Source organism: Streptomyces sp. NPDC057249 (assembly GCF_042669245.1).
GTDB lineage: Bacteria > Actinomycetota > Actinomycetes > Streptomycetales > Streptomycetaceae > Streptomyces.
Genome location: NZ_JBHUXS010000004.1, coordinates 298310 through 325053, shown reverse-complemented (window position 1 = coordinate 325053; position 26744 = coordinate 298310). Strand labels below are relative to the sequence as shown.

Here is a 26744-nt window from a genome sequence, read left to right as displayed (position 1 = left end):
ACCGGACACAGTGCACCGCGCTCTCTGGCTTGTCGTCTGTCTCTGTCTTGTTCTCTTGCTCTGCGGCGAGGGCCGTCGGGGTGGCCGGTCACCTTCCCCCGAGCCTATCGCGCCGGGGCTCACGCCCCGTACCGCATGACCGGGCGGAAGGCCGGGATTCGCACGACGAGATTGTACGGAGCGCTTTCAAGCCAGTACTCTGCGTGTCTCATGCGACGCACTCAGCGCCCTTCTCCGCCCGCCGACGACTCCGGTACCCCGGCCGCCGCCGACGACACCGCCGCACACCCGCATCCGGGCAATCTGCCCGCCGAGCTGAACGACTTCGTGGGACGGGAGAGCGAGCTGGCCGCTCTCGCCCGCTCCCTCGAGGAGTCCCGGCTCGTCACCGTGACCGGGGTGGGCGGGGTCGGCAAGACCCGGCTGGTCACCAGAGCGGCGGCGCTGATGGAGAAACGGTACTGCGACGGGGTCTGGCTGGTGGAGCTGTCCGCCGTCCACGACGCCGGGCTGCTGGACCACGCCGTGGCCGAGGCCCTGGGGCTCACCGACCACACCACCCGGCCGCCCCGCGCCGCCGTCATCGAGCACTGCGCCAACCGCAGCCTCCTCCTGGTGGTCGACGGCTTCGAACACCTGGTGGACGACTGCGCCGCGCTGGTACGGGAACTGCTGCGCCGCGCCCCGCGGCTGCGAGTCCTCGCGGCGGGCCGGCTGCCGCTGGAGCTGGCGGGCGAGGCCGTCCACCCGCTCGCGACCATGACCGACGAGGACGCGCTCCGGCTGTTCGCCGAACGGGCCGCCGGGGTCCGCCCCGACTTCCGGCTGACCGACCGCGACCGCGACCACGCCCGGGAGCTGTGCCGCCGGCTCGACGGCATCCCGCTGGCCCTGGAGCTGGCGGCGGGACGGCTGCGGGCCCTGTCGACCGAGCAGGTGCTGCAACGGCTGGACGACCGCTTCCGGCTGCTGACCGGGGGCAGCCGGGGCGCGCTGGAGCGGCACCAGACGCTGCGGACGGCCATCGGCTGGAGCCATGAGCTGTGTGCCCCGCCGCAGCGGCTGCTGTGGGCCCGGCTCTCGGTCTTCGCCGGGCAGTTCGACCTGGAGGCCGTCGAGTACATCTGCAGCGGGCCCGACCTGCCCGCCGACTCGGTGCTCGACGTGCTGTCCGGGCTGCTGGCCCAGTCCGTGGTGCTGCGCGAGGACTCCCCCGTCGGCACCCGCTACCGGATGCTGGACACCGTGCGCGAGTACGGCGCCGAGTGGCTGGCCGCCACCGGGGACACCGACCGGCTGCGCCGGCGGCACCGCGACTGGTTCCTGGGTCTCGCGACCTGGTGCGAGCTGGACTGGTTCAGTCCCCGGCAGGCGGAGGTCGCGGCCCGGGCCGAGAGCGAGCTGCCGAATCTGCGCCGGGCCATGGAGTGCTCGCTGGAGAGCCCGCAGGAAGCACACCTGGCGCAGTACCTGGCGGGCACGCTGTGGTTCCTGTGGGTCGGCTGCGGGCGCCTCTCGGAGGGCCGGCACTGGCTGGAGCACGTGCTGGAGGAGGAGACCCCGTACGACTCCTCGCGGCTGAAGGCCCTGTGGGTGCTGGGGTACGTCGCGGTCCTCCAGGGGGACCCGGTCGGGGCGATCGCCGCGCTGACGGAATGCCGGGAGGAGGCCGAGGCGGCGGGTGACGCCACCGCCGCCGCGTACGCCGTGCACCGCACCGGCTGCCTGGCCCTGGTCACCGATGACGTGGAGCGCGCCCGGGGTCTCCTGGACGACGCGCTCGGCCGCTACCGGGAGATGGGCGAGCTGAACAGCAACGTCCTGATGGCCCAGGTCGAACTGGCCATGGCCACCGGCTTCCTGGGGGACGCGGAGCGGGCCGTCGCGATCTGCGAGGAGGTCCGGGACATCTGCGAGGACCACGGCGAGCGGTGGGCCCTGAGCTACGCGCTGTACGTACTGGCCTACGCCGCCCTGGAGCGGGGCGACCCGGAGCGGGCCCGGCGGCTGCTCCTCGAATCGCTGGCGATCAGCCACGGCTTCCACGACCTGCTCGGCACGGTCCTCGTCCTCGAACTGCTGGCCCTGGTCATGGTCACCGAGGGGGACGCGGCCGAGGCGGCACTGCTCCAGGGGGCCGCCGACCGGATCTGGCCCTCGGTGGGGCTGCCGCTGTTCGGCTCGGCGTACTACGGGGCGCCGAGGGCCCGCTGCGAGGAACTGGCGCTGCGGGAACTGGGCCGGACGCGGTACGCGGCGGCGCTCGGGGCGGGCGGGGAGCTGACACCGGACGCGGCGGTGGCCCGGGCCCTCCTGGCACGGGAGAACGCGAAGGCCCGCCGCCTCCCCGGAGACCGGGAAGGGGCGGGCCGGAGCGCCGGTGACGAGCGGCTACGCCTGGATCAGCGGGCGTAGTACTCGACGACGAGCTGCTCGTCGCAGATCACGGGGATTTCCTTGCGGTTCGGGTCCCGGTCAAGGCGGAAGGCCAGGGCCTTCAGGTTCACCTGCAGGTAGCGCGGGGTCTCGCCATCGGTGTCGTAACCACCCTCACGGGCCACCTGGAAGGGGACCTTGGAGCGGCTGCGCTCGCGGACCTGGACGACGTCGTCCGGGCGGACGCGGAACGACGGCTTGTCGACCTTGCCGCCGTTGACCTCGATGTGGCCGTGGACGACCATCTGGCGGGCCTGGTAGATGGTCCGGGCGATGCCCGAACGCAGGACCAGCGCGTCGAGACGGCGCTCGAGCTCGACGACCAGCGCCTCGCCCGTCTTGCCCTCGGCCTTCTTGGCGCGGTCGTAGGCACGCGCCATCTGGCGCTCGCTGATGTCGTACTGCGCGCGCAGACGCTGCTTCTCGAGCAGACGGACCTTGTAGTCCGAGTTCTGCTTGCGGCCGCGGCCGTGCTCGCCCGGCGGGTAGGGGCGGGCCTCGAAGTACTTGACCGCCTTCGGCGTCAGCGCGATGCCGAGCGCGCGGCTCTTCTTGACCTTGGGACGCGACTGATTAGGCACGTTCTCCAGACCTCCGTTGTAGGTTAGGTTAGGCTCACCTTACTCAAGGAGATCGCATGTCTCGCCCTGGGAACACCACACACGTCACGGACAGCACAGACAGCATCGACGCGCCTGAGGGCGTCGAGATGACGGAGGACCGATCAGATCGTGGTCAGCCGCGTCCCAGCGGGCTTGAAATCACACGGATGCCGTCAGCAGCCGAGCGCACACGAACTCTCGTACAGAGTACCTGCTCCGCGGTACTGCTCGTTCCCGGGCTCGAAGCGGCGGGCTCGGACCAGCTCATGCCGCTGTCCCGGGGCGTCGGCCCGGACGGCGACCTGTTCCTCGAATTCCCCGCGGACTCCCCGGCCGTGCGGGCCGCGACGCACGCCCAGGACGACGAGCTGCGGGCCGTGCTGGAGATCACGGACGTCGCTCCGGTCGCGGTCCCCCACCGTATCCGGGGCCGGGCCCGCGTCAGCGGCTGGCTGACCGCCGTCCCCGGGATGGCGGGACCCGGCCGCACGATGCTGCGCCTGGAGACGGACGAGGCGCACATCGACGACCTCTGGGGAACGGAGGGCGTCGAGGCGGACGCCTTCCGGGACGCCTCCCCCGACCCGCTGGCCGCGCACGAGACGGACCTGCTCCAGCATCTGTACGCGGCACACGGCGAGGAGCTGGCGGGGCTGTGCGGACTCCTCGGCGAGCGGGCCGTGTGCACCTGCGCCGAGCACCGGCCGGACGTGGTGCCCCTGGCCCTGGACCGGCTCGGGCTGCGGGTGCGCTTCCGGGAGCGGGGCGGCAACTGCTTCGACGCGCGCTTCGAGTTCCCCCGGCCGGTGCGGGACGTGGTGGAACTCAGCCACGCCATGCACACGCTCTTCGCGGCCGCCGTCCGCTGAGGAGCACGCGCCCGGCCCTTCAGGCCGGGGGGCCCGTCCCGTCCTCGCCGTCCGTCCGGCCCAGCCGCTCCCTGACCCGGTCCACCACGTCCGCGTACCGCGCCTCGGCGCCGTAGCGGGTGGGGCGGTAGTACTGCTTGTCGCTCACCGCGTCCGGCGCGTACTGCTGGGCGGCGATGCCGCCGGGCACGTCGTGCGGGTAGACGTAGCCCTGGGCGTGGCCCAGCTTGGCCGCGCCCTTGTAGTGGCCGTCGCGGAGATGGGCCGGGACCGGGCCGGCCAGCCCCTTGCGGATGTCCTCGCGGGCGGCGGAGATCGCCAGCGTCGCCGCGTTGGACTTGGGGGCGAGGGCCAGGGCGATGGTGGCGTGGCTGAGGGTGAGCGCCGCCTCGGGGAAGCCGATCAGGGCCACCGCCTGGGCGGCCGCGACCGCGGTGGGCAGCGCCGTCGGGTCGGCGAGGCCGATGTCCTCGCTGGCCGAGATCATCAGCCGCCGGGCGATGAACCTCGGGTCCTCCCCCGCCTCGATCATGCGGGCCAGGTAATGCAGGGCCGCGTCCACGTCGGAGCCCCGGATGGACTTGATCAGGGCGCTGGCCACGTCGTAGTGCTGGTCGCCGTCGCGGTCGTACTTCACGGCCGCCCGGTCGACGGTCTCCTCCAGGGTGAGGAGCGTGATCTCCTCCTCCTGCTTGGACAGCGCGGCCCCGGCGGCGGCCTCCAGGGCGGTCAGCGCACGGCGGGCATCACCCCCGGCGATGCGCAGCAGGTGCTCCTCGGCCTCCTCCGGGAGGGTCACCGCGCCGGCGAGACCGCGCTCGTCGGTGAGGGCGCGGCGCAGCAGACCGCGCAGGTCGTCGTCGGTCAGGGGCTCCAGCGTCAGCAGCAGCGAACGCGAGAGGAGCGGGGAGATGACGGAGAAGTACGGATTCTCCGTGGTCGCGGCGATCAGGGTGACCCAGCGGTTCTCGACGGCGGGGAGCAGGGAGTCCTGCTGGGCCTTGGAGAATCGGTGGATCTCGTCCAGGAAGAGGACGGTCTCCTTGCCGTAGCCCCCGGTGGCGCGGCGGGCGCCCTCGATGACGGCGCGCACTTCCTTGACGCCCGCGGTGATCGCGGAGAGCTCCACGAACCGCTTGTTCGTCGCCTTGCTGACCACGTACGCGAGGGTGGTCTTGCCGATGCCGGGCGGGCCCCAGAGGATGACCGAGGAGGGGCCGGCCGGTCCGCCGCCGCTCTCGCCGACCAGACGGCGCAGGGGCGAGCCCGGCTTGAGGAGATGCTGCTGGCCGACGACCTCGTCCAGCGTACGCGGACGCATCCGGACGGCCAGCGGGCTGCTGGACGGGTCCTTCTCCTGGCGGTCTTCGGCAGCGGCGGTGAAAAGGTCGGGCTCCACGTCTCGAAGCCTATGTCACCGCACTGACAACGCGGCCGGGCCGGTGGCCCGGCCCGGAGCCGCGGGGGCGGGCCGGGTCAGCTGGTCCAGAAGTCCCACCAGCGGGTCAGGACCAGCATGCCGATGATGCCGATCCACAGCACCGGCGGCACCCAGTGGAACTCGGTGAGGCCGTTGCGCAGCCAGGAGGGCGCGGGGATGATCCCGTGCCGGATGTTGTGCGTCGTGACGTAGCAGAACATGAAGATGGTGGCGACCCAGGCCAGGCAGCACCACAGGCACAGCGAGTTGATGTTGTACAGCGACTGGTACTGGAGCCAGGTGCAGAAGCCGACACCGAACAGCGTGCCCGCGTTCATGCCGAGCCAGTACCAGGGGCGGAAGCGGGCTCCGGCGAGCAGGGCCAGGCCGATCCCGATGATGACCGGGTAGGTGACCATGCCGAGCCACGGGTTCGGGAAGCCGAAGGCGGACGCCTGCTCGCTCTTCATGATGTTGCCGCAGGCGACCACGGGGTTGAGGCTGCAGCCGGGGACGAAGGAGGGGTCCTCCATCATCTTGAGCTTGTCGAGCGTGATGACCCATGCGGCGAGCGTTCCGGCGGCGCCCGTGATCATGAGCAGGATGGCCAGCGCCCGGCTGCCGCCGATCGTCCGCTTCCCGCCCCTCTCGTCCTGGTCGGAGGAGGGATGGTCAACCGCTGCAGTCGTCATATCGCCGTTTCCGTCACTGAGTAGCCTGCTGGGGCAGGGTCATTGTGCCGTACGACTCGGCCGCTCTTCCGTTCGATGCGCATAAAAGACGGGCCCGACGCGGCAGGCCGGCCGGAAGCGGATCCCGGTCCCCGCAGCCCGGGGAGAGGCCGTCGCGCCCCGCCCGGCCCTCCCGCCGGCGTCACATCCCGCATGGACGGAATCACCGTGCGGGATGAATCCGCGGTCACCGCGTTGACGCGCGAGGGGGCGAGCGCACCGCCCGCCCCCGGCACGCCTCACGCCAGGCGGGCGCGGACCGTCTCGACCACGTCGGAGACGGGGACCGGCGTCTGCTCGCCGGACTCCATGTCCTTGAGCTGCACGTGGCCCTCGGCCAGGTCGCGCTCGCCGGCCACGATCGTGAACCGGGCGGCCGAGCGGTTGGCGCTCTTCATCGCGCCCTTCAGCCCCCGGCCGCCGAACGCGAAGTCCGCGGCCACGCCCTCCCGGCGCAGCCGGGTGACGACTCCGAACAGGACCCGGCGCGCCTCCTCGCCGAGCGGGACCGCGAAGACGCTGGTGGCGGAGGGCAGGTCCAGCTCGATGCCCTCGGCCTCCAGGGCGAGGACCGTGCGGTCCACGCCGAGCGCCCAGCCCACCGACGGGAGCGCCGGGCCGCCGATCATCTCGGAGAGCCCGTCGTAACGGCCGCCGCCGCCCACCGCGGACTGCGAGCCGAGACCGTCGTGCACGAACTCGAACGTCGTGCGCGTGTAGTAGTCGAGGCCGCGGACCAGCTTCTCGTCGTCCTCGTAGATCACACCGGCCTCGTTGAGCAGGTCGCGGACCTGCTCGTGGTACGCCTTGCACGCGTCGCACAGGAAGTCGCGCAGCACCGGGGCGCCGGTCAGCTGCTTCTGGACCTCGGGGCGCTTGTCGTCGAGGACGCGCAGCGGGTTGATCTCGATGCGCCGGCGGGTCTCCTCGTCCAGGTCCAGCTCGCGCAGGAAGCCCTGGAGCGCGTCCCGGTAGACGGGACGGCACTCCTTGTCGCCCAGCGAGTTCAGCAGGATGCGGAACTCGCGCAGGCCCAGCGCGCGGTACGCCTGGTCGGCGAGGATGATCAGCTCGGCGTCGAGCGCCGGGTCCTCGGCGCCGATGGCCTCGGCCCCGACCTGCGAGAAGTGGCGGTAGCGGCCCTTCTGCGGACGCTCGTAGCGGTAGTACGAGCCGGAGTACCAGAGCTTGACCGGCAGGTTGCCCAGCTTGTGGAGGTTGGCCTCCAGGGCCGCGCGGAGCACCGACGCGGTGCCCTCGGGGCGCAGGGCGAGCTGGGAGCCGCCCTTGGTGGTGAGGGTGTACATCTCCTTGGTGACGATGTCCGTGGACTCGCCGACACCGCGGGAGAAGAGGGCCACGTCCTCGAAGCCGGGGGTCTCGATGTAGCCGTAGCCGGAGTTCTTCAGCGGGGCGGCGATCGCCTCGCGCACCGCCAGGAACTTCGCGGAGTCCGGCGGGGTCAGGTCGTACGTGCCCTTGGGGGCCTTGAAGGTGCTCACGATTCCGCTCTCGTTACATTCCTCGTCGGGGCGCGTCCGCACCGGTCATCCCGGTCAGAAACGGGTTGGTGGCGCGCTCGCGGCCGATGGTCGTCTGGGGGCCGTGGCCGGACAGCACCACGGTCGAGTCGTCGAGCGGCAGGCACACGCGGGCCAGCGACTCGAGGAGCTCGGCGTGGTCGCCGCCGGGCAGGTCGGTGCGTCCGACGGAGCCGGCGAAGAGCAGGTCGCCCGAGAAGAGGACCGGGGGGACCTCCGGGGTCTCGGGCATCCTGAACGTCACCGACCCCTTGGTATGGCCGGGCGCGTGCGAGACGCCGAACTCCATGCCCGCGAGGCTCAGCCGGGCGCCGTCGGTCAGCTCCTGGACGTCGTCCGGCTCGCCCACCGTCAGCTCACCCATGAGCGGCATCCCGATGGAGCGGCCGAGGGCCTTCTCCGGGTCGCTCATCATGTAGCGGTCCTCGGGGTGGATCCAGGCGGGGACGTCGTGTGCGCCGCACACCGGGACGACCGAGGCGACGTGGTCGATGTGGCCGTGCGTGAGGACGACGGCGACGGGCTTGAGCCGATGCTTCCTCAGCGTCTCCTCGACTCCGGCGGCGGCCTGGTGGCCCGGGTCGATGATCACGCACTCCTCACCCGCGGCGGGGGCGACCAGGTAACAGTTGGTCCCCCAGGCCCCGGCGGGGAACCCGGCAATCAGCACGATCGTCCTCAATCGGTAGTCCTGCGCGGAAGAGCGACCGTGAGGTCACAGCAGTTCAGAGCCTACCGGCGCTCCTCATTCCACAGCTAACCCATATACCGTACGGGGCGACCCAGGCCCGAACACACGACGTACAAGGAGACACCCGGTGGTCACCAGCGATCAGCGGCGGCGGCAGCTCGCCCGGGAGAAGTACGAGCGGCAGCAGCGGCGCCGGGAGGACGCCCGGCGCCGCACGAGGCGGCTGACGCTCGCCATCACCTCGGCCGTCGCCGTGGTGGCGGTCATCGGCGGCGCGACGTACCTCGCCACCAGCGGGGACGACGACAAGGACAAGACGGACGCGGCGGCGAGCCAGAGCCCGTCCGCCGAGGCGTCGCCCTCCCCCACGGAGGAGGCGAAGCCCGAGCCGGCGATGAAGATCGACAAGAAGGCCGAGTACACGATGTCGCTCAAGACGAGCCAGGGCGACATCGCGTTCACCATGGACGCGTCGAAGACCCCGCACACGACGAACTCCTTCAAGTCGCTGGCCGACAAGAAGTTCTTCGACGGCACCAAGTGCCACCGGCTGACCACGGAGAACATCTACGTCCTCCAGTGCGGCGACCCCAAGGGCGACGGCACGGGCGGTCCGGGCTACACGATCCCCGACGAGAACCTGACCGCCCTGGGCAAGGCGGGCGCGGACGGCTCGGTGACGTACCCGGCGGGCACGGTGGCGATGGCCAACACCGGTCAGGCGCACACCGGCGGGAGCCAGTTCTTCCTGGTCTACAAGGACAGCAAGCTGCCGCCCACGTACACGCCGTTCGGCACGATGGACGCGAAGTCGCTGAAGACCGTGGCGGCCGTCGGCAAGGCCGGGGTGGAGGGCGGCGGCCCCGACGGTGCGCCGAAGAAGGCCGTGAACATCTCGAAGCTGACCGTCGACAAGGTGTGATTCCGGGGGCGGGCCCGCCGGGCGGCGAATAAATCCAGCCGTGCTGAGTGCGGACAGCCGGGCGGCCCGTCGCCTAGATTGGCGTCGTGCAGGGCGGGCGGTGCCCGCCCCAGGAAACTGTGGACGATGCCAGGGGGGGCGACCCCCTCACGGGCATCAGGTGGAGGAGGCGCTGTGAGCAGCGACCCGTGGGGCCGTGTCGATGAGACGGGCACCGTGTACGTGCGTACAGCCGACGGCGAGCAGGTCGTCGGATCGTGGCAGGCCGGTTCACCGGCGGAGGCCCTGGCCTACTTCGAGCGCAAGTACGAGGGCATTGTGGTCGAGATCGGCCTCCTCGAACGGCGGGTGAAGACCACCGATCTGTCCGCGAAGGACGCGACGACCGCCATCGAGCACCTGCGCACCCAGGTCGACGAGCACCACGCCGTCGGCGACCTGGACGCGCTGCGCAAGCGGCTGGACGCGCTCGTCGCGACGGTCGATTCGCGGCGCGAGGAGCGCAAGGCCCAGAAGGCGAAGCAGGCCGACGAGGCGAAGCACGCCAAGGAGGCCCTGGTCGCCGAGGCCGAGGAGCTGGCGCAGAGCGAGCAGTGGCGCTCCGCGGGCGAGCGGCTGCGCGCCCTCGTCGACACGTGGAAGGGCCTGCCCAGGCTCGACCGCAAGTCCGACGACGAGCTGTGGCACCGCTTCTCGCACGCCCGCTCGGCGTTCTCCAAGCGCCGCAAGGCCCACTTCGCCTCGCTGGACGCCCAGCGCGAGGAGGCCCGCAAGGTCAAGGAGAAGCTGGTCGTGGAGGCCGAGGCGCTCTCCGGGTCCACGGACTGGGGGGCGACGGCCGCCCGGTACCGCGACCTGATGACCCAGTGGAAGGCGGCGGGCCGCGCCCAGCGCGAGGCCGAGGACGAGCTGTGGAACCGTTTCCGCGGTGCCCAGGACGTCTTCTTCGCCGCCCGTGGCGAGGTCTTCGCGGAGCGCGACGCGGAGCAGGGCGAGAACCTCAAGCTGAAGGAGGAGCTCGCCGACGAGGCCGAGAAGCTGCTGCCGGTGCGGGACCTGAAGGCGGCCAGGGCCGCGTTCCGGGGCATCAACGAGCGCTGGGAGGCCATCGGCCACGTACCGCGTGACGCCCGCCCGAAGGTCGAGGGGCGGATGCAGGCGGTGGAGCGGGCGCTCCAGGAGGCCGAGGAGGCCGAGTGGCGCCGGACGAACCCGGAGGCGCGGGCCCGCGCCGCGGGTCTGACCGGTCAGCTCCAGGCCGCCGTGGACAAGCTGCGCGGCCAGATCGACGCCGCCCGTGCCTCGGGCAACAACGCCCGTGCCGACAAGCTGGCCCGTGAGCTGGAGGGCCGGCAGGCGCTGCTCGACCAGGCGCTCAAGGGCCTGGAGGAGTTCGGCGGCTGATCCGGCTCCCGTGCTCCGTGCGCCATGAGAGAGGGCCCCTTCCGCACGTGCGGAAGGGGCCCTCTCTCATGGGCGCGGGCTACGGCCGGCGGGCCGAGGTCACCCGGTAGACGTCGTAGACGCCCTCCACGCCCCGTACCGCCTTCAGGACGTGGCCGAGGTGCTTCGGGTCGCCCATCTCGAAGGTGAAGCGCGAGGTGGCCACCCGGTCGCGGGAGGTCTGCACGGCCGCGGACAGGATGTTGACGTGCTGGTCGGAGAGGACCCGGGTGACGTCCGACAGGAGCCGGGAGCGGTCCAGGGCCTCGACCTGGATGGCGACCAGGAAGACCGAGGACTGGGTGGGCGCCCACTCGACGTCCAGAATCCGTTCCGGCTGCTGGGAGAGCGAGTCGACGTTCACGCAGTCGGCGCGGTGCACGGAGACGCCGCTGCCCCGGGTGACGAAGCCGATGATCGGGTCGCCGGGCACGGGGGTACAACAGCGGGCGAGCTTGACCCACACGTCGTCGACGCCCTTGACGACGACCCCGGGATCGGCGTTGGAGCGGCGCTTGGTGCGGCTGCGGGAGGGCGGGGTGCTCTCCTCCAGGTCCTCGTTGGCCGCGTCCTCGCCGCCGAGGGCCTGCACCAGCTTCTGCACGACGCCCGCCGCGGCGACGTGGCCCTCGCCGATCGCGGCGTACAGGGACGAGATGTCGGGGTAGCGCATCTCATGGGCCAGGGTGACCAGCGAGTCACCGGTGAGGATGCGCTGGATCGGCAGGTTCTGCTTGCGCATGGCCCGCGCGATGGCGTCCTTGCCCTGCTCGATCGCCTCGTCGCGGCGCTCCTTGGAGAACCAGGCGCGGATCTTGTTGCGGGCCCGGGGCGACTTGACGAAGCCCAGCCAGTCGCGGGAGGGCCCGGCACCGGCCGCCTTCGAGGTGAAGACCTCCACCAGGTCGCCGTTGTCGAGCGTGGACTCCAGCGGCACGAGCCGGCCGTTGACCCGTGCTCCTATCGTGCGGTGGCCGACCTCCGTGTGGACGGCGTACGCGAAGTCGACCGGGGTGGCCCCGGCCGGCAGCGCTATGACGTCGCCCTTGGGCGTGAAGACGAAGACCTCGTTGCGCGAGAGGTCGAAGCGCAGCGACTCCAGGAACTCGCTGGGGTCCTCGGTCTCCTTCTGCCAGTCCAGGAGCTGGCGGAGCCACGCCATGTCGTTCACGGTGTCCTGGCCGCGCCCGCTGTTCTTGGGGACGTCGGTGCGCACCTTGGAGGCGCCCGCGACGGCCTCCTGCTTGTACTTCCAGTGCGCGGCGATGCCGTACTCGGCGCGGCGGTGCATGTCGAACGTGCGGATCTGGAGCTCGACGGGCTTGCCGCTGGGGCCGATCACCGTGGTGTGCAGTGACTGGTACATGTTGAACTTGGGCATCGCGATGTAGTCCTTGAACCGGCCGGGGACCGGATTCCATCGCGCGTGCACGGTGCCCAGCGCCGCGTAGCAGTCGCGGACGGTGTCCACGAGGACCCGGATGCCCACCAGGTCGTAGATCTCGGCGAAGTCGCGGCCCCGCACGATCATCTTCTGGTAGACGCTGTAGTAGTGCTTGGGCCGTCCGGTGACGGTGGCCTTGATGCGGGCGGCGCGCAGGTCCGCCTGGACCTCGTCGGTGACGACGGCGAGGTATTCGTCGCGCTTGGGCGCGCGCTCGGCCACCAGCCGCACGATCTCGTCGTACATCTTCGGGTAGAGGATCGCGAAGGCGAGGTCCTCCAGCTCCCATTTGATGGTGTTCATGCCCAGGCGGTGGGCAAGCGGGGCGTAGATCTCCAGCGTCTCGCGGGCCTTCTTCTCCTGCTTCTCCCGCTTGAGGTACCGCATGGTGCGCATGTTGTGCAGCCGGTCGGCGAGCTTGATGACCAGGACGCGCGGGTCCTTCGCCATAGCGACGACCATCTTGCGCACGGTCTCGGCCTGCGCCGCCTCACCGAACTTCACCTTGTCCAGCTTGGTGACGCCGTCGACCAGCAGGGCGACCTGGTCGCCGAAGTCGCGGCGCAGGGTGTCCAGGCCGTACTCGGTGTCCTCGACCGTGTCGTGCAGCAGCCCGGCCATCAGGGTGGCCGGGTCCATGCCCAGTTCGGCGAGGATCGTGGTGACGGCGAGCGGGTGCGTGATGTACGGGTCGCCGCTCTTGCGCTTCTGGCCGCGGTGCCAGCGCTCGGCGACCTGGTAGGCCCGCTCGATCTGGCGCAGCGTGGCGGTCTCGGTCTTGGCGTCGTTGCCGCGGACGATCCGCAGCAGCGGTTCGAGGACCGGGTTGTACGGGCTGGAGCGCTGCACGCCGAGGCGGGCGAGCCGGGCCCGGACGCGGTTGGAGGAACCGCCGGAGCGGGAGGCCGGGCCGGTGGGCGAGGTGGACCCGGCGGCGGGCTTCGCGGGGGGCTTGGGGGCGGTCGGGGCGGGCGCGGCCGGCTGGACCGGCGAAGCAGGCGCGGGGCCGTTGGCCTCGGCGGGCGCCGGGCCCGTGCCGGGCTGGGGCGCCGGAGGCTTCGGCTTCTCCGCGGGCTGCTGCTTCGCGGGCGTGGCGGAGGCCGCCGCGGGCTCGTCGGGCTGCGGGGCGGCGACTGGCTGGGCCTCGTCTGGCAAGAGCGCTCCTCGTGCGAATCCGGACACACCCGGAAGGGCCATCGTAACGACCCGGCGGCCGGTCCTCCCCCGGGGACCGTGAGAGCCCCCACAACGCCGACGGGCACCCGGTTGTTCCCGGGTGCCCGTCGGTGTCGGTGCGGCAGGTCCTCAGACCGTGATCAGGGCCTCCAGCGGGGCCCCGCGCAGGCTGTCGGCCAGGCGGGCCCGGCCGGCCAGGAAGCCCAGCTCCATGAGGACGGCGACCCCGGCGACCTGGGCGCCGGCCCGCCGGATGAGCTCCAGGGACGCGTCGGCGGTGCCTCCGGTGGCGAGCACGTCGTCGATGACCATGATCCGGTCGTCGGCGGACAGGTCCTCCGCGTGGATCTCGATCTCGGCGGTGCCGTACTCCAGCTCGTACGCCTGGCTGAGCGTGGCCCCGGGCAGCTTCCCGGCCTTGCGGACCGGTACGAAGCCGAGTCCGGCCCGGACCGCGACGGGGGCGGCCAGGATGAAGCCGCGGGCCTCCAGGCCGACGATCTTCGTGGCGCCGTGCCGCAGGCACAGTTCCGCGAGGGCGTCGGTGAGGGCCGTGAAGGCGACCGGGTCCGCGAGCAGCGGGGTGATGTCCTTGAACATCACGCCCGGCTTCGGGTAGTCCGCCACGTCACGGATGCGGCTGAGCAGGAGCTCCCTGGTGCTGTCGGTGGTGCTGGTCATCAGTGCTTCCCCGGGGTACGGCCGTGGCCCCTGGGCTCCCGGCGCTGACCGACGACCGCCCCGGCGGGGGCGGTGTCCTCGTGGTCGGCCCCGTCCAGCTCGGCCTGCTCGGCCTCGGTGGCCTCGCCCTTGGCGGCGGCGGCCGCGCGCTTGGCGAGGACCCGCTTCTTCAGCGCCTTCATCTGCGGCTCGCCTTCCTTGAGGTCGGCGACCAGCGGGGTGGCGATGAAGATCGAGGAGTACGCACCGGCCGCGAGGCCGACGAAGAGGGCGAGCGAGATGTCGTTCAGCATGCCGGCGCCGAGGACGCCGCCGCCGATGAACAGCAGACCGGCGACCGGCAGCAGGGCGACGACGGTGGTGTTGATCGAGCGGACCAGCGTGCTGTTGATGGAGCGGTTGGCGACGTCGCTGTACGTCCACCGGGTCTGCTTGGTGATCCCCTTCGTGCCCTCCTTGAGGCTGTCGAAGACGACGACCGTGTCGTAGAGGGAGTAACCGAGGATGGTCAGCAGACCGATCACGGTGCCCGGGGTGACCTCGAAGCCGACCAGGGCGTAGACACCGACCGTGATGGTGATGTCGTGGATCAGCGCGATGAGGGCCGCCACCGCCATCCGCCACTCGAAGGCGATGGCCAGGTAGATGACGACCAGGATCATGAAGACGCCGAGGCCGGTCCACGCCTTGTTGGCGATCTGCTCGCCCCAGCTGGGACCGACGAGGTCGGCCGCGATCTTCTCGCGCGGGACGTCGAGGTCCTTGGCGAGCTTGTCCTGGATCTCGTCGGACTTCTTGGTGTCGACCTCGGTGATCTGGATGCGCAGACCGCCGCTGCCGAGCTTCTGGACGATGGCCTGGTGCCCGGAGGCCTCCGTGGCCAGGTCCTCCGCCTCGGAGACGGACACGCTCGTCTTCGGGGTGGTGAAGACCGCACCGCCCTTGAACTCGATGCCCATGTTCAGGCCGCTGACCACCAGGCCGAGGATGGCCGTGATGGTGATCAGGACGGAGACGCCGTACCAGATCTTGCGCTTGCCGATGAAGTCGTAGCCGACCTCGCCTCGGTAGAGACGGGCGCCGAGATTCCCGAGTCGCGACATCTCACGCCTCCTTCGGTTCGGTGGGGGCGTTGACACGGCGGGAGCGGCGCAGCGGCGGCTTGGCGCCGAGGCGCTTCGGGTCCAGGCCGGACCACGGGTGGCCGCCGGCGAAGAACTTCTTGCGGGCCATGATCGTCATGAGCGGCTTGGTGAAGAAGAACACCACGACGACGTCGAGCAGGGTGGTGAGACCCAGCGTGAACGCGAAGCCCTGGACCTTGCCGACGGTCACCACGAAGAGCACGGCGGCGGCGAGGAACGACACGAAGTCGGAGACCAGGATGGTGCGCCGGGCGCGCGGCCAGCCGCGTTCCACGGCGGGGCGCAGCGTACGGCCCTCGCGGATCTCGTCCCGTACGCGTTCGAAGTACACGATGAAGGAGTCGGCGGTGATACCGATGGCCACGATGGCACCGCAGACGGCGGGCAGGTTCAGCGCGAAGCCGATGGCGGGGCCAAGCAGCGACATGATCGTGTAGCTGAGGATGCCGGAGACCAGGAGGCTGAGCAGGGCGATGAACGCCAGGCCGCGGTAGTAGGCCACCAGGTAGACGACCACGAGGGCGAGGCCGATGGCGCCGGCGATGAGCCCGGCCCGCAGCTGCTCGCCACCGAGCGCGGCGGTGACGGTGGTGACGCTCTGCTCCTTGAAGGAGAGCGGCAGCGCACCGTAGGAGAGCTGGTTGGCCAGGGCCTCGGCGCTGTCCTGGTTGAAGCTGCCGGAGATCTCGGCGCTGCCGCTCAGCTGCTCGCTGACGCGGGGGGCGGAGACGACCTCGCCGTCCAGCGCGATGGCGAACTGGTTCTGCGGCTCCTGCTGCGTGGAGAGCTTCTTGGTGATCGTCTGGAACTGCTTGGAGCCCTTGCCGGAGAACTCCATCTGGACGATCCACATGCCGCGCTGCTGGTCGAAGGCGGCCTTGGCGCTGTCGACCTCGGTGCCGGACACCTCGGCCGGGCCGAGGACGTACTTCATGTCGCCCTCCTGGCTGCAGGCCACGACGGTGTCGCCGGCCTTGCTGCCCTGGGCGGCCTTGGAGCGGGACGCCTTGCTGGAGCAGTCGAGCGACTCGAACTGCTTCTGCAGCTTGGCGGCGGCCGCCTGGTCCTCGGCGGACGCGGACGCGTCGGCCTTGGGCTTGTCACTGGCCTTCGGCGACGGCGAGGAGTCGGCCTTCAGGGCTCCGGTGACCGCGCGGCCCTGAGTGGTGGCGGACGCGGTCGGCGTCGAGGAGGGGTCGGCGGCCTTGTCGCCGTCCGTCGCCTTCTCGGAGGCGGACGCCTTCGGCGAGGGCGAGGTGCTGGCCTTGCCGGAGGGCGAGGCGCTGGGCTCGGGAGTGGGCGTTCCCGGGGCGACGGTCAGCACCGGCCGGAAGTACAGCTTGGCGGTGGTGCCGACCTGCTCCCTGGCCTGGGCGGAGTTCGTGCCCTTGGGGATGTTGACGATGATGTTGCTGTTGCCCTGGGTCTGGACCTCGGCCTCGCTGACCCCAAGACCGTTGACGCGGCGGTTCATGATCTCGACCGCGGTGTCCATGTTGGTCTTGTTGATCGCCTGTTCCTGGCCCGGCTCGGCCTTGGCCTCCAGCGTGATGGAGGTGCCGCCGGCCAGGTCGATGCCGAGTCGCGGCGTCGGCTGGTCGGCCAGGAACATCCCGCCCGTGAGGGCGACCATGGCGATCAGGATCAGCGCCAGGGAACGCCCTGGCTTCCCCTGACCACCGGCCGCGCCTCGGCCCTTCTTCGGTGCTGCCACCTTGTCGTTTCTCCCTGTCCAACCGCCCCGCGCCGGGTATGCGCCCAAGCGGCCACGAAGTTAAGTGGGGACCCGCCCCCGCGAAGGCACACACACCGGGGTGCCGGACGCCTGCGGGCTCACGGCATCCCCGGGTAGCGGTGTGCTACTTCGCGTCGGCCTCGCCGTCGGACTTCTTGTCGTCCGCGGCCTCGGCGTCGTCGTCCGAGTCGGTCTTCTTGACCAGGTCGGTCTTGGCGTCGTCGGCCTCGGTCAGCGAGGAGGCGTCGTCGGGCACGACCGCGCCGTCGACGTCGAGCTCCGGGTCGTCGCCGTGGACGATGCGGTTGTACTCCGCGTCGTCCAGGACGGCACCGATCGCGTTCTTCGCGTACACGGCGTGGACGCCGGGGGCGACCTCAAGGAGGACCGTGTCGTCGTGAAGCTCCTTGACGGTGGCGTACATGCCCCCGATCGTGCGGACGCCGGTGCCGGGCTGCATCTCGTTGCGCATGGCCGCAGCCGCCGCCTGCTTCTTCTTGGCGGACCGCGTCATCAGGAACATGGCCCCGATGAGCACGATGAAGGGGAGGAGAGTCACGGGATTCACGGGACGAATTTCCTTCGCACGACCGCACTGGAGAACGGCCTGGTCTACGGGGGTGGGTACACCGACCCTTTACGGGCGGCATCGGCGGAGTCTAAGCGAGTCCGCATCGATGGAACAACGCCCAGCATGGCACCGTGGTTCCGCTTCCGGTCAACCTGTGACGCATCACGCCCCGAACAGGCCCTGTTGTCCCGTTACGCCGTGCTGCGGCGGAACCAGTCCCAGATGGGCCCAGGCGGCCGGGGTGGCGACCCGTCCGCGCGGCGTCCTGGCCAGCAGCCCTTCCCGTACGAGGAAGGGCTCGGCGACCTCCTCGACGGTCTCGCGCTCCTCCCCCACGGCGACCGCGAGCGTGGACAGGCCCACCGGGCCGCCGCCGAAGAGCTTGAGCAGCGCCCCGAGCACCGCCCGGTCCAGCCGGTCCAGGCCCCGGGCGTCGACCTCGTACACCCCGAGGGCCGCCGAGGCGACCTCGCGGTCGATCCGGCCGTCGGCCTTGACCTGGGCGTAGTCCCGTACGCGCCGCAGCAGCCGGTTCGCGATGCGGGGCGTGCCCCGGGAGCGCCCGGCGATCTCGGCGGCGCCCTCGGCGTCCAGCTCGACGTCGAGCAGGCGGGCGGAGCGGTGGATCACCCGTTCCAGCTCGGCGGGGGCGTAGAACTCCATGTGCCCGGTGAAGCCGAAGCGGTCGCGCAGCGGGGGCGGCAGCAGCCCGGCCCGGGTGGTGGCGCCGACCAGCGTGAAGGGGGGAAGCTCCAGCGGGATCGCGGTGGCGCCGGGGCCCTTGCCGACGATGACGTCGACCCGGAAGTCCTCCATGGCCATGTACAGCATCTCCTCGGCGGGCCGGGACATGCGGTGGATCTCGTCCAGGAACAGCACCTCGCCCTCCTGGAGCGAGGAGAGGATCGCCGCGAGGTCGCCGGCGTGCTGGATGGCCGGTCCCGAGGTGATCCGGATCGGGGCGTTCATCTCCGCCGCGATGATCATGGAGAGGGTGGTCTTGCCCAGGCCGGGGGCGCCGGAGAGCAGGACGTGGTCGGCGGTGGCACCGCGGGCGCGGGCGGCCTTGAGGACCAGGTCGAGCTGTTCGCGGACCTTCTCCTGGCCGACGAACTCGTCCAGGTCCTTGGGGCGCAGCGCGGCCTCGACCGCGGTGTCGTCGCCGTCCGCGCCGGCGTCGACCAGCCGCTCGTCGAGCCGGTCGTCCGTACCGGCGCCGGTGTCGTCCCAGTTCATCTCGTCTATCAACCTCGGCTGTATCGGTGTCCCTGCCGGGGGTGGCCGGCCGGGCGGAGAAGGGTGGCCCGTGCCGCTCAGCGCGCCCGGTTGAGGGTCTGGAGGGCGGCGCGCAGCAGCTGCGGCACGGGCGCCCGGCCCCCGGCGGCGAGGGCTTCCTCGGCCTGGGGAGCGACGGCGGCGACCGCCTCGTCGGCCTCGCGGGTGGCGTAGCCGAGGCCGATCAGGGCGGCCTGGAGCTGGTCGCGCCAGGAGGCGGAGACGGGGGTGCCGATGCCCTGGCCGGGGGCGTGGGCGCCGACCGGTTCGCCGAGCCGGTCCTTCAGTTCCAGCAGGAGCTTCTGGGCGCCCTTCTTGCCGATGCCGGAGACCGCGGTGAGCGCCTTCTCGTCACCGGTGGCCACGGCGAGCCGCAGGGCGTCCGGGGTGTGCGTGGCCAGCATGGCCTGGGCGAGCCGGGGGCCGACGCCGCTGGCGGTCTGGAGCAGTTCGAAGACCTGCCGCTCGTCGTCGTCGGCGAAGCCGTAGAGGGTCAGCGAGTCCTCGCGGACGACGAGTGAGGTGGCGAGCCTGGCCTCCTGGCCGACGCGCAGGGCGGCCAGCGTGTTGGGGGCGCACTGGACGGCCATGCCGATGCCGCCGACCTCGATGACGGCCGTGGTCGGGGCGAGCGCGGCGACGGGGCCGGTGACGAAGGCGATCATCGGGGGACCTTCCGGACGGGTACGGCTGCGGTGCGCGGGACGCGCGGGGTGCGGGCGGCGGCCGCGGCGTGCGCCTGCTGGAGCCGGTTGACGGCCGGGGCGCGCCAGATGTGGCAGATGGCGAGCGCCAGGGCGTCCGCGGCGTCGGCCGGCTTCGGCGGGGCGTCCAGCCGCAGGAGCCGGGTCACCATGGCTCCCACCTGCGCCTTGTCGGCGCGTCCGCTGCCGGAGACGGCGGCCTTGACCTCGCTGGGCGTGTGCAGGGCGACCGGGAGGCCGCGCCGGGCGGCGCAGAGCATGGCGATCGCGCTGGCCTGGGCGGTGCCCATCACCGTACGCACGTTGTGCTGGGCGAAGACCCGCTCCACCGCGACGCAGTCGGGGCGGTGCTCGTCCAGCCAATCCTCGATGCCGCGCTCGACGGCCACCAGGCGGTGGCCGAGCTCCGCGTCGGCCGGGGTGCGCACGACGCCCACGCCGAGCATGGTGAGCGGGCGGCCCGCGACGCCCTCGACGACGCCGACCCCGCACCGGGTCAGTCCCGGGTCCACGCCGAGCACGCGCACGGTCGCCCCTCCCTGCCGATCGGTCAACTGTTCCACTGGTTCAGCAGGCTATCGGTCGGCACCGACAATGCGGCGGGCCGGCGGGGTGTGTCCCCCGCCGGCCCGTCCGCAACGGCTGTGTCACACGCGGTTCAGGCGTCGACCTTCGCCATGACCTCGTCGCTGACGTCGAAGTTGGCGAAGACGTTCTGCACGTCGTCGCTGTCCTCCAGGGCGTCGATCAGCTTGAAGATCTTGCGGGCGCCCTCCTCGTCCAGGTCGACCTGCATGGTGGGCAGGAAGTTGGCCTCGGCCGAGTCGTAGTCGATGCCCGCCTCCTGGAGCGCGGTGCGGACCGCGACCATGTCGGTGGCCTCGCTGACGACCTCGAAGGTGTCGCCGAGGTCGTTGACCTCCTCGGCGCCCGCTTCGAGGACGGCGCCGAGCACGTCGTCCTCGGTCAGCTCGCCCTTGGGGACGATGACGACGCCCTTGCGGTTGAAGAGGTACGAGACGGAACCCGGGTCGGCCATCGAGCCGCCGTTGCGGGTCATGGCGACCCGGACGTCGGACGCGGCACGGTTGCGGTTGTCGGTGAGGCACTCGATGAGCACCGCGACACCGTTGGGGCCGTAACCCTCGTACATGATCGTCTGGTAGTCGACGCCGCCCGCTTCGAGACCGCCACCGCGCTTGACCGCGGAGTCGATGTTCTTGTTCGGGACCGAACTCTTCTTCGCCTTCTGGATCGCGTCCACGAGGGTCGGGTTGCCCTCGGGGTCCACACCGCCGGTGCGGGCCGCGACCTCGATGTTCTTGATCAGCTTCGCGAAGAGCTTGCCGCGCTTGGCGTCAATCACGGCCTTCTTGTGCTTCGTCGTAGCCCATTTAGAGTGGCCGGACATCTGCCTTCTCCTTCGCGTCACCAAATTCCGTACGAACCCGAGAGATCCTACCGGGATCGAGTCACCCGGCCGCGCGCACCATCTCGGTGAAGTACGCGTGGAGCCGGTGATCGCCGGTCAGTTCCGGGTGGAACGACGTGGCGAGGGCGTTGTCCTGCCGTACGGCCACGATGTGACCGCCGTGCTCGGCGATCACCCTCGCGCCGGCGCCCACCGACTCGACCCAGGGGGCCCGGATGAAGACGCCCTCGACCGGTCCGCCGTCGATCCCGGCGACGTCGACGGCCGCCTCGAAGGACTCGTTCTGCCGCCCGAAAGCGTTACGGCGCACGATCATGTCGATGCCGCCCAGCGTCTCCTGGCCGGACCGGGGATCGAGGATCTTGTCGGCGAGCAGGATCATCCCGGCGCAGGTGCCGTACACCGGCATCCCGGCCGCGATCCGCTCGCGCAGGGGGTCCAGCATGCCGAACAGGGCGGCCAGCTTGGACATGGTGGTGGACTCGCCGCCGGGCAGGACCAGGCCGTCCACCTCGGCCAGTTCCTCGGGACGCCGGACCGGCCTGGCCAGGGCGTCCGCCGAGGCCAGGGCGATCAGGTGTTCCCGTACGTCGCCCTGGAGGGCCAGGACTCCGATCACAGGGGTGTCGTTCATCGGTGACTACCAGCCGCGGTTGGCGTAGCGCTCGGCCTCGGGCAGCGTGTCGCAGTTGATGCCGACCATGGCCTCGCCCAGGTTCCGGGAGGCGTCCGCGATGATCTTCGGGTCGTCGTAGAAGGTGGTGGCCTTCACGATGGCGGCGGCACGCTTGGCCGGGTCGCCGGACTTGAAGATCCCGGAGCCGACGAAGACCCCCTCGGCACCGAGCTGGCGCATCAGGGCCGCGTCGGCCGGGGTGGCGACGCCGCCCGCGGAGAACAGGACGACGGGCAGCTTGCCCAGCTCCGCGACCTCCTTGACCAGCTCGTAGGGGGCGCGCAGGTCCTTGGCGGCGGCGTACAGCTCGTTGTTGTCGTAGCCGCGCAGCCGGGCGATCTCGTTCTTGATCTGGCGCAGGTGGCGGACGGCCTCCACGACGTTGCCGGTGCCCGCCTCGCCCTTGGAGCGGATCATGGCGGCGCCCTCGGCGATGCGGCGCAGCGCCTCGCCCAGGTTGGTGGCGCCGCAGACGAACGGGGTGGTGAAGGCGAACTTGTCGCTGTGGTTGACCTCGTCCGCCGGGGTCAGGACCTCCGACTCGTCGATGTAGTCGACGCCGAGGGACTGGAGGACCTGCGCCTCCACGAAGTGGCCGATGCGGGACTTGGCCATCACCGGGATGGACACCGACTCGATGATCTCCTCGATCATGTTCGGGTCGGACATCCGGGCCACGCCGCCGTCCTTGCGGATGTCGGCCGGCACCCGCTCCAGGGCCATGACGGCCACGGCGCCCGCGTCCTCGGCGATCTTCGCCTGCTCGGCGTTGACGACGTCCATGATCACGCCGCCCTTGAGCTGCTCGGCCATGCCGCGCTTGACGCGGGCGGTGCCGGTGGCCGGGGCGTCGGCGGACTGAGGGGTGCTGGGAAGCGTGGACACGGGTGACCTCACTGGGGGGAGCGGATGCGGACGCGCCGAATGACGCAGTCCCGAGCAAACGCCCCGGCACCAGTCCACAGCAAGGGCCAATAGGAGGCCGGTGGATCGTTTTCGCCCCCGCCCCCGCGTACGGGGACGGGGCACTGTCCGTCAGCTGCCCGGCCGGTCCGCCAGGGCCACCGGCGGCTCGTCGTCCATCTCGAACGCCAGCGGGAACGGCGCGTGCCCCGCCAGCCGGAACCACCGCACCGTACGGTGCCGGCGCAGCGCCCGCGCCGCCCGGACCGCGTCGTTGTGGAAGCGGCGCGCCATCGGCACCCGCCGCACCGCCGCCGCCAGCTCGGACGCCGCCTCCTGGCCGCCGGGGATCTCCCGGACCGCCTCCACCTGCGCGCTCTCGCCGAACACCGCGCGCAGGGCGGTGCTCAGCTCGCTCTCGGCGACCTCGCGGTGGTCCTCCGGCGACTGCCTCGCGGCGTGCGCGGCCTCGTACAGCACGATGGACGCGGCCGGATCGAGGACGCCCGAGGTGGCGAGCTCCTGGGTGACCGAGGCCCGGCGCAGCAGTTGCGCGTCGAGGGCGGCCCGGGCCGCGTCGATGCGGGTGTGCAGCCGGTCGAGGCGGCCGGCCGTCCAGCTGAGGTAGAGGCCGATCGCGACGAGCACCACGACGGCCCAGATGATGAGGGTTACGGTCACGGGCGGCAAGGCTACCGGGGCCGGGCCCCTCGCCCGGCCGGTTACTCGCGGGCCGCCCCGAACCGGGCCCGCAGCCCCGTGCGTTCGTCGGCCGCGACCGAGGCGGCGCCGTCCGTCACCGTCTCGTACACCGCGAGGATGTCCGCGCCGACCGTCGACCAGTCGAAGCGCCGCACATGGGCGCTCCCCCGCTCGCGCAGCCCGGCCCGCCGCTCCGGGTCGCCCAGCAGCCGGATCGCCGCCTCCGCCAGCGCGTCCGCGTTCTCGTTGGCGAACAGCTCGCCCGCCGCGCCCTGGTCCAGGACCTGCGCGAAGGCGTCCAGGTCGCTGGCGAGGACCGGCGCGCCCGCCGACATGGCCTCGACCAGGATGATCCCGAAGCTCTCGCCCCCGGTGTTGGGGGCCACGTACAGATCGACGCTGCGCAGCAGCCGCGCCTTGTCCTCGTCGCTCACCATGCCGAGGAACTCCACGCGCGAGCGCATCTCCTTCGGCAGCGAGGCGACGGCCTCCTCCTCGTCGCCCCGGCCGGCCACCAGCAGCCGGGTCTCCGGGCGGGCGGCGAGGATCGCGGGCAGCGCGCGCATCAGCACGGGCAGGCCCTTGCGGGGCTCGTCGATGCGGCCGATGAAGCCGATCGTGCCGCCCTGCCACTCGGGCCGGGGCTCGGCCCGCGCGAAGAAGTCGACGTCCACCCCGTTCGGGATGACCACCGCGTCGCCGCCCAAGTGCTCGACCAGGGTCCGGCGGGCGTACTCGCTGACCGCGATCCGCGCGCTGATCTTCTCCAGCGCCGCCTGGAGGATCGCGTACGCGGCGATCATCGCCCGGGACCGCGGGTTGGACGTGTGGAACGTGGCGACGATCGGGCCCTGCGCCGCCCAGCAGGTCAGCAGGCCCAGCGACGGCGAGGTCGGCTCGTGGATGTGGATGACGTCGAACGTGCCCTCGTGCAGCCAGCGCCGTACCCGGGCCGCCGACAGGAACCCGAAGTTCAGCCGGGCCACCGAGCCGTTGTACGGCACCGGCACGGCCCGGCCCGCGGAGACCACGTACGGCGGCAGCGGAGTCTCGTCGTCGGCCGGGGCCAGCACGGACACCTCGTGACCGAGCCGGATCAGGTGCTCGGCCAGGTCGCGGATGTGGAACTGCACCCCGCCCGGGACGTCCCAGGAGTACGGGCAGACGATGCCGATCTTCACGTCGGGTCTCCGCTCCGGTCCGCGCGCGGTTCGAGGTCGGCGAGCCAGAGCCGTTGCAGCATGTGCCAGTCCTCCGGGTGCTCGGCGATGCCCACGGCGAACGCGTCGGCCAGGGCCTGTGTCATCACAGACGTCTTCCCCGCCCGGTCACCTGACTCCGGCACCTCGACCGGCGGATGGATGCGCGCCTTCATCACCGGCGTCTCGTCGTACGAGAGCGTCACCGGCAGCAGCAGCGCACCGGTCTGCTGGGCCAGCAGCGCCGGCCCGGCGGGCATCCGGGCCGTATCGCCGAAGAACGACACCTCGATGCCCGACGAGGACAGATCGCGGTCGGCGACCAGGCAGACCAGACCGCCCGACCGCAGCCGCCGGGCCAGCGTCCCGAAGGCGGCACCGCCGGTGTGCGGCAGCACCTCCATGCCCAGGCCCTCGCGGTAGGCGACGAACCGGTCGTACAGCGATTCCGGCTTCAGCCGCTCGGCGACCGTGGTGAACGGCACCTTCAGGTCCGTGGTGACCCACGCCCCGGCCAGGTCCCAGTTCCCCAGGTGCGGCAGGGCGAGGATCACCCCGCGCCCCGAGTCCAGCCCGTCCGTCAGCCGGTGCGCGTCCGTGACGTCGATCGACGCCTTGATCCGCTCCGGACTCCACGTCGGCAGCCGGAACGACTCCATCCAGTAGCGCATGTACGAACGCATGCCGGCCCGCGACAGGGCGGCCAGCCGGGCCGGATCGGCGTCCGGCACGACCCGCTTCAGGTTGGCCTCGAGCCGCAGCACGCTCTTGCCGCGCCGCTTCCACACCTGGTCGGCGAGGGTACGGAAGAGGGCCCGGGCGGCCGGTTCGGGCAGCGTCTTGACCGCCGCCCAGCCCAGCCCGTAGAGCGCGTCGCTCAGCCGCTCCTTCGCGCCGGGCCGCGCGCCGGCGCCGGCCACGCTCACTCCCCGGCCGCGTCCGCCGCGTCCGCCTCGGCGGACTCACGGCGCACGGTGACGACCCGTTGGACCAGCGTCACCAGGCTGCCCACGGCGACGATCCACAGCGCGATCGGCAGCAGCACCTGGATGCCCGGCACCCCGAACTTGTGCAGCCCCGCGAAACCGGCCGCCACCAGCGAGATCACCAGGCGCTCGGCACGCTCCACGAGCCCGTTGACGGCCACCGGCAGTCCGATCGACTCACCGCGCGCCTTGGTGTACGAGACCACCTGGCCGCTCGCCAGGCAGAAGATCGCCACCGCGCACAGGATGTTGTCGTCGCCGCTGCCCGCGTACCAGAGGGCGAAGCCGCCGAAGATCGCACCGTCGGCGACCCGGTCGAGCGTGGAGTCCAGGAAGGCGCCCCACCGGCTGGAGATGCCCGCCTGGCGGGCCATGTTCCCGTCGAGGAGGTCGGAGAACACGAAGATCGTGATGACGATCGTGCCCCAGAAGAACTCCCCCATCGGGAAGAAGACCAGCGCACCGGCCATCACCCCGGCCGTACCGATCAGGGTGACCGCGTCCGGGCTCACGCCGAGGCGGAGGAGCAGTGCGGCGAACGGCGTGAGGACACGCGTGAAAAAGGCACGCGCGTACTTGTTCAGCATGGCCTTCCCGAGGGGTAGCTGGGCCGCGTGACCCCGTCGGCCACCGGCTGGAGGGTGCTGAAGGCCCTGGCCGGATCAGGGAACGGTGGCCGGTGCGTGCGGCTGCACGGCGCCGGAGCGCCTCCATGGCGGAGCCATGAAGGCGTTTCGGCAACGCCGCAGACGTGCGTGCCGGGCGCCGCGAGCCCGGCCAGGGCCTTCAGCACCCTCCGCGCCCATCGTAGTCACGCCGCGCGCACACCACCGTGCGGGCACCCCGGACGCCCCTGTGGACGCGCCCCCGGGGCAGTGCCAAGCTCGGAACACCGCGGGCGTCGCCGCCCCCGAGCGCGCCCGTGCGCCACCGACGGGAGGCATGACCATGGGCGACAAGGCTCACGCACGCACCGGAGCCGCCGGAGGGGCACCGGCGGCCGGCCACCACCCCGGCGCCCTGCGCAACGTGGCGCTGGTCGGCCACCGCCAGGGCCGATCCGTCCAGCTCTCCCTGATCCCCGTGGACTGGGACGGCCACCGGATCAACCTCCTGGACACCCCCGGGTACGCCGACTTCGTCGGGGAGGTCAGGGCCGGGCTGCGGGCGGCGGACGCACCCTCGTCCGCGCCGACGTGCCCGAACTGGAGATCGACAGGTACGCGGTGGACCTGCGCGCCCTGACCCACGGCACCGGCTGCTTCGGCCGCGCGTACGCCCGCCACGAGCCGATGCCCGCACGGCCCGCCGACCGCGTCCACGCCGGGCGGGGGTGACGCGAACGCGCCCGCTCCCCCGGCCGTTGTCCACAGGACCGGACGGCGGACGTATCCGGACGATACGCTGAGACCCCAGCTCAGAAAGTGTGCCGGGCACGGCAGTTGGGAAACAGCCGCAGG

25 protein-coding genes and 1 pseudogene are annotated in these 26744 nt (G+C 71.6%); 6 read left to right on the top strand and 20 right to left on the bottom strand.

Annotated features, from left to right (window positions below; all coding sequences use genetic code 11):
- Positions 1 to 210 precede the first annotated feature (210 nt).
- Positions 211 to 2415, top strand: a complete 2205-nt coding sequence (locus tag ACFUJY_RS10205; RefSeq protein WP_383297210.1) for an ATP-binding protein — start codon at positions 211 to 213, stop codon at positions 2413 to 2415.
- On the opposite strand, the gene rpsD is transcribed toward ACFUJY_RS10205, so the two are convergent.
- Positions 2403 to 3017, bottom strand: a complete 615-nt coding sequence (gene rpsD, locus ACFUJY_RS10200) for a 30S ribosomal protein S4 (protein ID WP_018524225.1) — start codon at positions 3015 to 3017, stop codon at positions 2403 to 2405. The genes ACFUJY_RS10205 and rpsD overlap by 13 nt on opposite strands.
- Positions 3018 to 3205: 188 nt before the next feature.
- On the opposite strand from rpsD, the gene ACFUJY_RS10195 reads away from it, so the two are divergent.
- Positions 3206 to 3907, top strand: a complete 702-nt coding sequence (locus tag ACFUJY_RS10195; RefSeq protein WP_383297206.1) for a DUF2470 domain-containing protein — start codon at positions 3206 to 3208, stop codon at positions 3905 to 3907.
- 19 nt (positions 3908 to 3926) lie between these two features.
- On the opposite strand, the gene ACFUJY_RS10190 is transcribed toward ACFUJY_RS10195, so the two are convergent.
- The 4 genes from ACFUJY_RS10190 to ACFUJY_RS10175 all read right to left on the bottom strand — a co-directional run bounded on the left by ACFUJY_RS10190 (position 3927) and on the right by ACFUJY_RS10175 (position 8269).
- Positions 3927 to 5306, bottom strand: coding sequence for a replication-associated recombination protein A (locus ACFUJY_RS10190; RefSeq protein WP_383297204.1), 1380 nt, complete (start codon positions 5304 to 5306; stop codon positions 3927 to 3929).
- 77 nt (positions 5307 to 5383) lie between these two features.
- Positions 5384 to 6019, bottom strand: coding sequence for a vitamin K epoxide reductase family protein (locus ACFUJY_RS10185; protein WP_383297201.1), 636 nt, complete (start codon positions 6017 to 6019; stop codon positions 5384 to 5386).
- A 278-nt stretch (positions 6020 to 6297) separates the two neighbouring features.
- Positions 6298 to 7560 carry a histidine--tRNA ligase gene (gene hisS / locus ACFUJY_RS10180; RefSeq protein ID WP_383297198.1) on the bottom strand — a complete coding sequence of 421 codons (1263 nt, stop codon included), beginning with the start codon at positions 7558 to 7560 and terminating at the stop codon, positions 6298 to 6300.
- 13 nt (positions 7561 to 7573) lie between these two features.
- The gene (locus ACFUJY_RS10175; RefSeq protein WP_383297195.1) at positions 7574 to 8269 is read right to left on the bottom strand and encodes an MBL fold metallo-hydrolase; all 696 of its coding nucleotides are present in this window, start codon (positions 8267 to 8269) and stop codon (positions 7574 to 7576) included.
- A gap of 148 nt (positions 8270 to 8417) precedes the next feature.
- Here ACFUJY_RS10175 and ACFUJY_RS10170 point away from each other — a divergent pair, with 148 nt between their 5' ends.
- Positions 8418 to 9212, top strand: coding sequence for a peptidylprolyl isomerase (locus tag ACFUJY_RS10170; protein WP_383297193.1), 795 nt, complete (start codon positions 8418 to 8420; stop codon positions 9210 to 9212).
- Between the two features lie 174 nt (positions 9213 to 9386).
- A complete protein-coding gene (locus ACFUJY_RS10165; RefSeq protein WP_383297191.1) occupies positions 9387 to 10616 on the top strand; it encodes a DUF349 domain-containing protein in 1230 nt (409 codons plus the stop codon).
- Positions 10617 to 10695: 79 nt separating this feature from the next.
- On the opposite strand, the gene ACFUJY_RS10160 is transcribed toward ACFUJY_RS10165, so the two are convergent.
- The 15 genes from ACFUJY_RS10160 to pgsA all read right to left on the bottom strand — a co-directional run bounded on the left by ACFUJY_RS10160 (position 10696) and on the right by pgsA (position 25871).
- The gene (locus tag ACFUJY_RS10160; RefSeq protein WP_383297188.1) at positions 10696 to 13254 is read right to left on the bottom strand and encodes a RelA/SpoT family protein; all 2559 of its coding nucleotides are present in this window, start codon (positions 13252 to 13254) and stop codon (positions 10696 to 10698) included.
- A 150-nt stretch (positions 13255 to 13404) separates the two neighbouring features.
- The gene (locus ACFUJY_RS10155) at positions 13405 to 13956 is read right to left on the bottom strand and encodes an adenine phosphoribosyltransferase (RefSeq protein WP_073967794.1); all 552 of its coding nucleotides are present in this window, start codon (positions 13954 to 13956) and stop codon (positions 13405 to 13407) included.
- Positions 13956 to 15059 carry a protein translocase subunit SecF gene (gene secF / locus ACFUJY_RS10150; protein ID WP_383297185.1) on the bottom strand — a complete coding sequence of 368 codons (1104 nt, stop codon included), beginning with the start codon at positions 15057 to 15059 and terminating at the stop codon, positions 13956 to 13958. Before secF ends, ACFUJY_RS10155 begins: the two co-directional genes overlap by 1 nt.
- 1 nt (position 15060) lies before the next feature.
- On the bottom strand, positions 15061 to 16815 hold the full coding sequence (gene secD, locus ACFUJY_RS10145) for a protein translocase subunit SecD (RefSeq protein WP_383297182.1): 1755 nt from the start codon (positions 16813 to 16815) through the stop codon (positions 15061 to 15063).
- A 145-nt stretch (positions 16816 to 16960) separates the two neighbouring features.
- Positions 16961 to 17404 carry a preprotein translocase subunit YajC gene (gene yajC / locus ACFUJY_RS10140; RefSeq protein WP_383297179.1) on the bottom strand — a complete coding sequence of 148 codons (444 nt, stop codon included), beginning with the start codon at positions 17402 to 17404 and terminating at the stop codon, positions 16961 to 16963.
- A 165-nt stretch (positions 17405 to 17569) separates the two neighbouring features.
- Entirely contained in the window at positions 17570 to 18643 is a 1074-nt protein-coding gene (ruvB, locus tag ACFUJY_RS10135; RefSeq protein WP_365684158.1) for a Holliday junction branch migration DNA helicase RuvB, read from the bottom strand.
- Positions 18644 to 18720: 77 nt separating this feature from the next.
- Positions 18721 to 19347: a Holliday junction branch migration protein RuvA gene (gene ruvA, locus ACFUJY_RS10130; RefSeq protein ID WP_383297176.1), complete on the bottom strand. Its 627-nt coding sequence runs from the start codon at positions 19345 to 19347 to the stop codon at positions 18721 to 18723.
- Entirely contained in the window at positions 19344 to 19913 is a 570-nt protein-coding gene (ruvC, locus tag ACFUJY_RS10125; protein ID WP_383297173.1) for a crossover junction endodeoxyribonuclease RuvC, read from the bottom strand. The genes ruvA and ruvC overlap by 4 nt, the downstream gene beginning before the upstream one ends.
- Before the next feature lie 131 nt (positions 19914 to 20044).
- Positions 20045 to 20797: a YebC/PmpR family DNA-binding transcriptional regulator gene (locus ACFUJY_RS10120; RefSeq protein ID WP_365684162.1), complete on the bottom strand. Its 753-nt coding sequence runs from the start codon at positions 20795 to 20797 to the stop codon at positions 20045 to 20047.
- A 61-nt stretch (positions 20798 to 20858) separates the two neighbouring features.
- Positions 20859 to 21452, bottom strand: coding sequence for a pyridoxal 5'-phosphate synthase glutaminase subunit PdxT (pdxT, locus tag ACFUJY_RS10115; RefSeq protein WP_383297170.1), 594 nt, complete (start codon positions 21450 to 21452; stop codon positions 20859 to 20861).
- A 6-nt stretch (positions 21453 to 21458) separates the two neighbouring features.
- A complete protein-coding gene (pdxS, locus tag ACFUJY_RS10110) occupies positions 21459 to 22379 on the bottom strand; it encodes a pyridoxal 5'-phosphate synthase lyase subunit PdxS (RefSeq protein ID WP_018103870.1) in 921 nt (306 codons plus the stop codon).
- Positions 22380 to 22529: 150 nt separating this feature from the next.
- Entirely contained in the window at positions 22530 to 23078 is a 549-nt protein-coding gene (locus tag ACFUJY_RS10105) for a membrane protein (protein ID WP_018103869.1), read from the bottom strand.
- Between the two features lie 41 nt (positions 23079 to 23119).
- The gene (locus tag ACFUJY_RS10100; protein WP_383297166.1) at positions 23120 to 24280 is read right to left on the bottom strand and encodes a glycosyltransferase family 4 protein; all 1161 of its coding nucleotides are present in this window, start codon (positions 24278 to 24280) and stop codon (positions 23120 to 23122) included.
- A complete protein-coding gene (locus ACFUJY_RS10095) occupies positions 24277 to 25224 on the bottom strand; it encodes a phosphatidylinositol mannoside acyltransferase (RefSeq protein ID WP_383297164.1) in 948 nt (315 codons plus the stop codon). The genes ACFUJY_RS10100 and ACFUJY_RS10095 overlap by 4 nt, the downstream gene beginning before the upstream one ends.
- Complete coding sequence (gene pgsA / locus ACFUJY_RS10090) at positions 25221 to 25871, bottom strand: phosphatidylinositol phosphate synthase (RefSeq protein ID WP_383297161.1); 651 nt, start codon at positions 25869 to 25871, stop codon at positions 25221 to 25223. Before pgsA ends, ACFUJY_RS10095 begins: the two co-directional genes overlap by 4 nt.
- A gap of 361 nt (positions 25872 to 26232) precedes the next feature.
- On the opposite strand from pgsA, the pseudogene ACFUJY_RS10085 reads away from it, so the two are divergent.
- Positions 26233 to 26463: pseudogene (locus tag ACFUJY_RS10085) on the top strand (GTP-binding protein); the annotation flags it as partial.
- A 17-nt stretch (positions 26464 to 26480) separates the two neighbouring features.
- A complete protein-coding gene (locus ACFUJY_RS10080) occupies positions 26481 to 26621 on the top strand; it encodes a hypothetical protein (RefSeq protein ID WP_383297158.1) in 141 nt (46 codons plus the stop codon).
- Positions 26622 to 26744 lie beyond the last annotated feature (123 nt).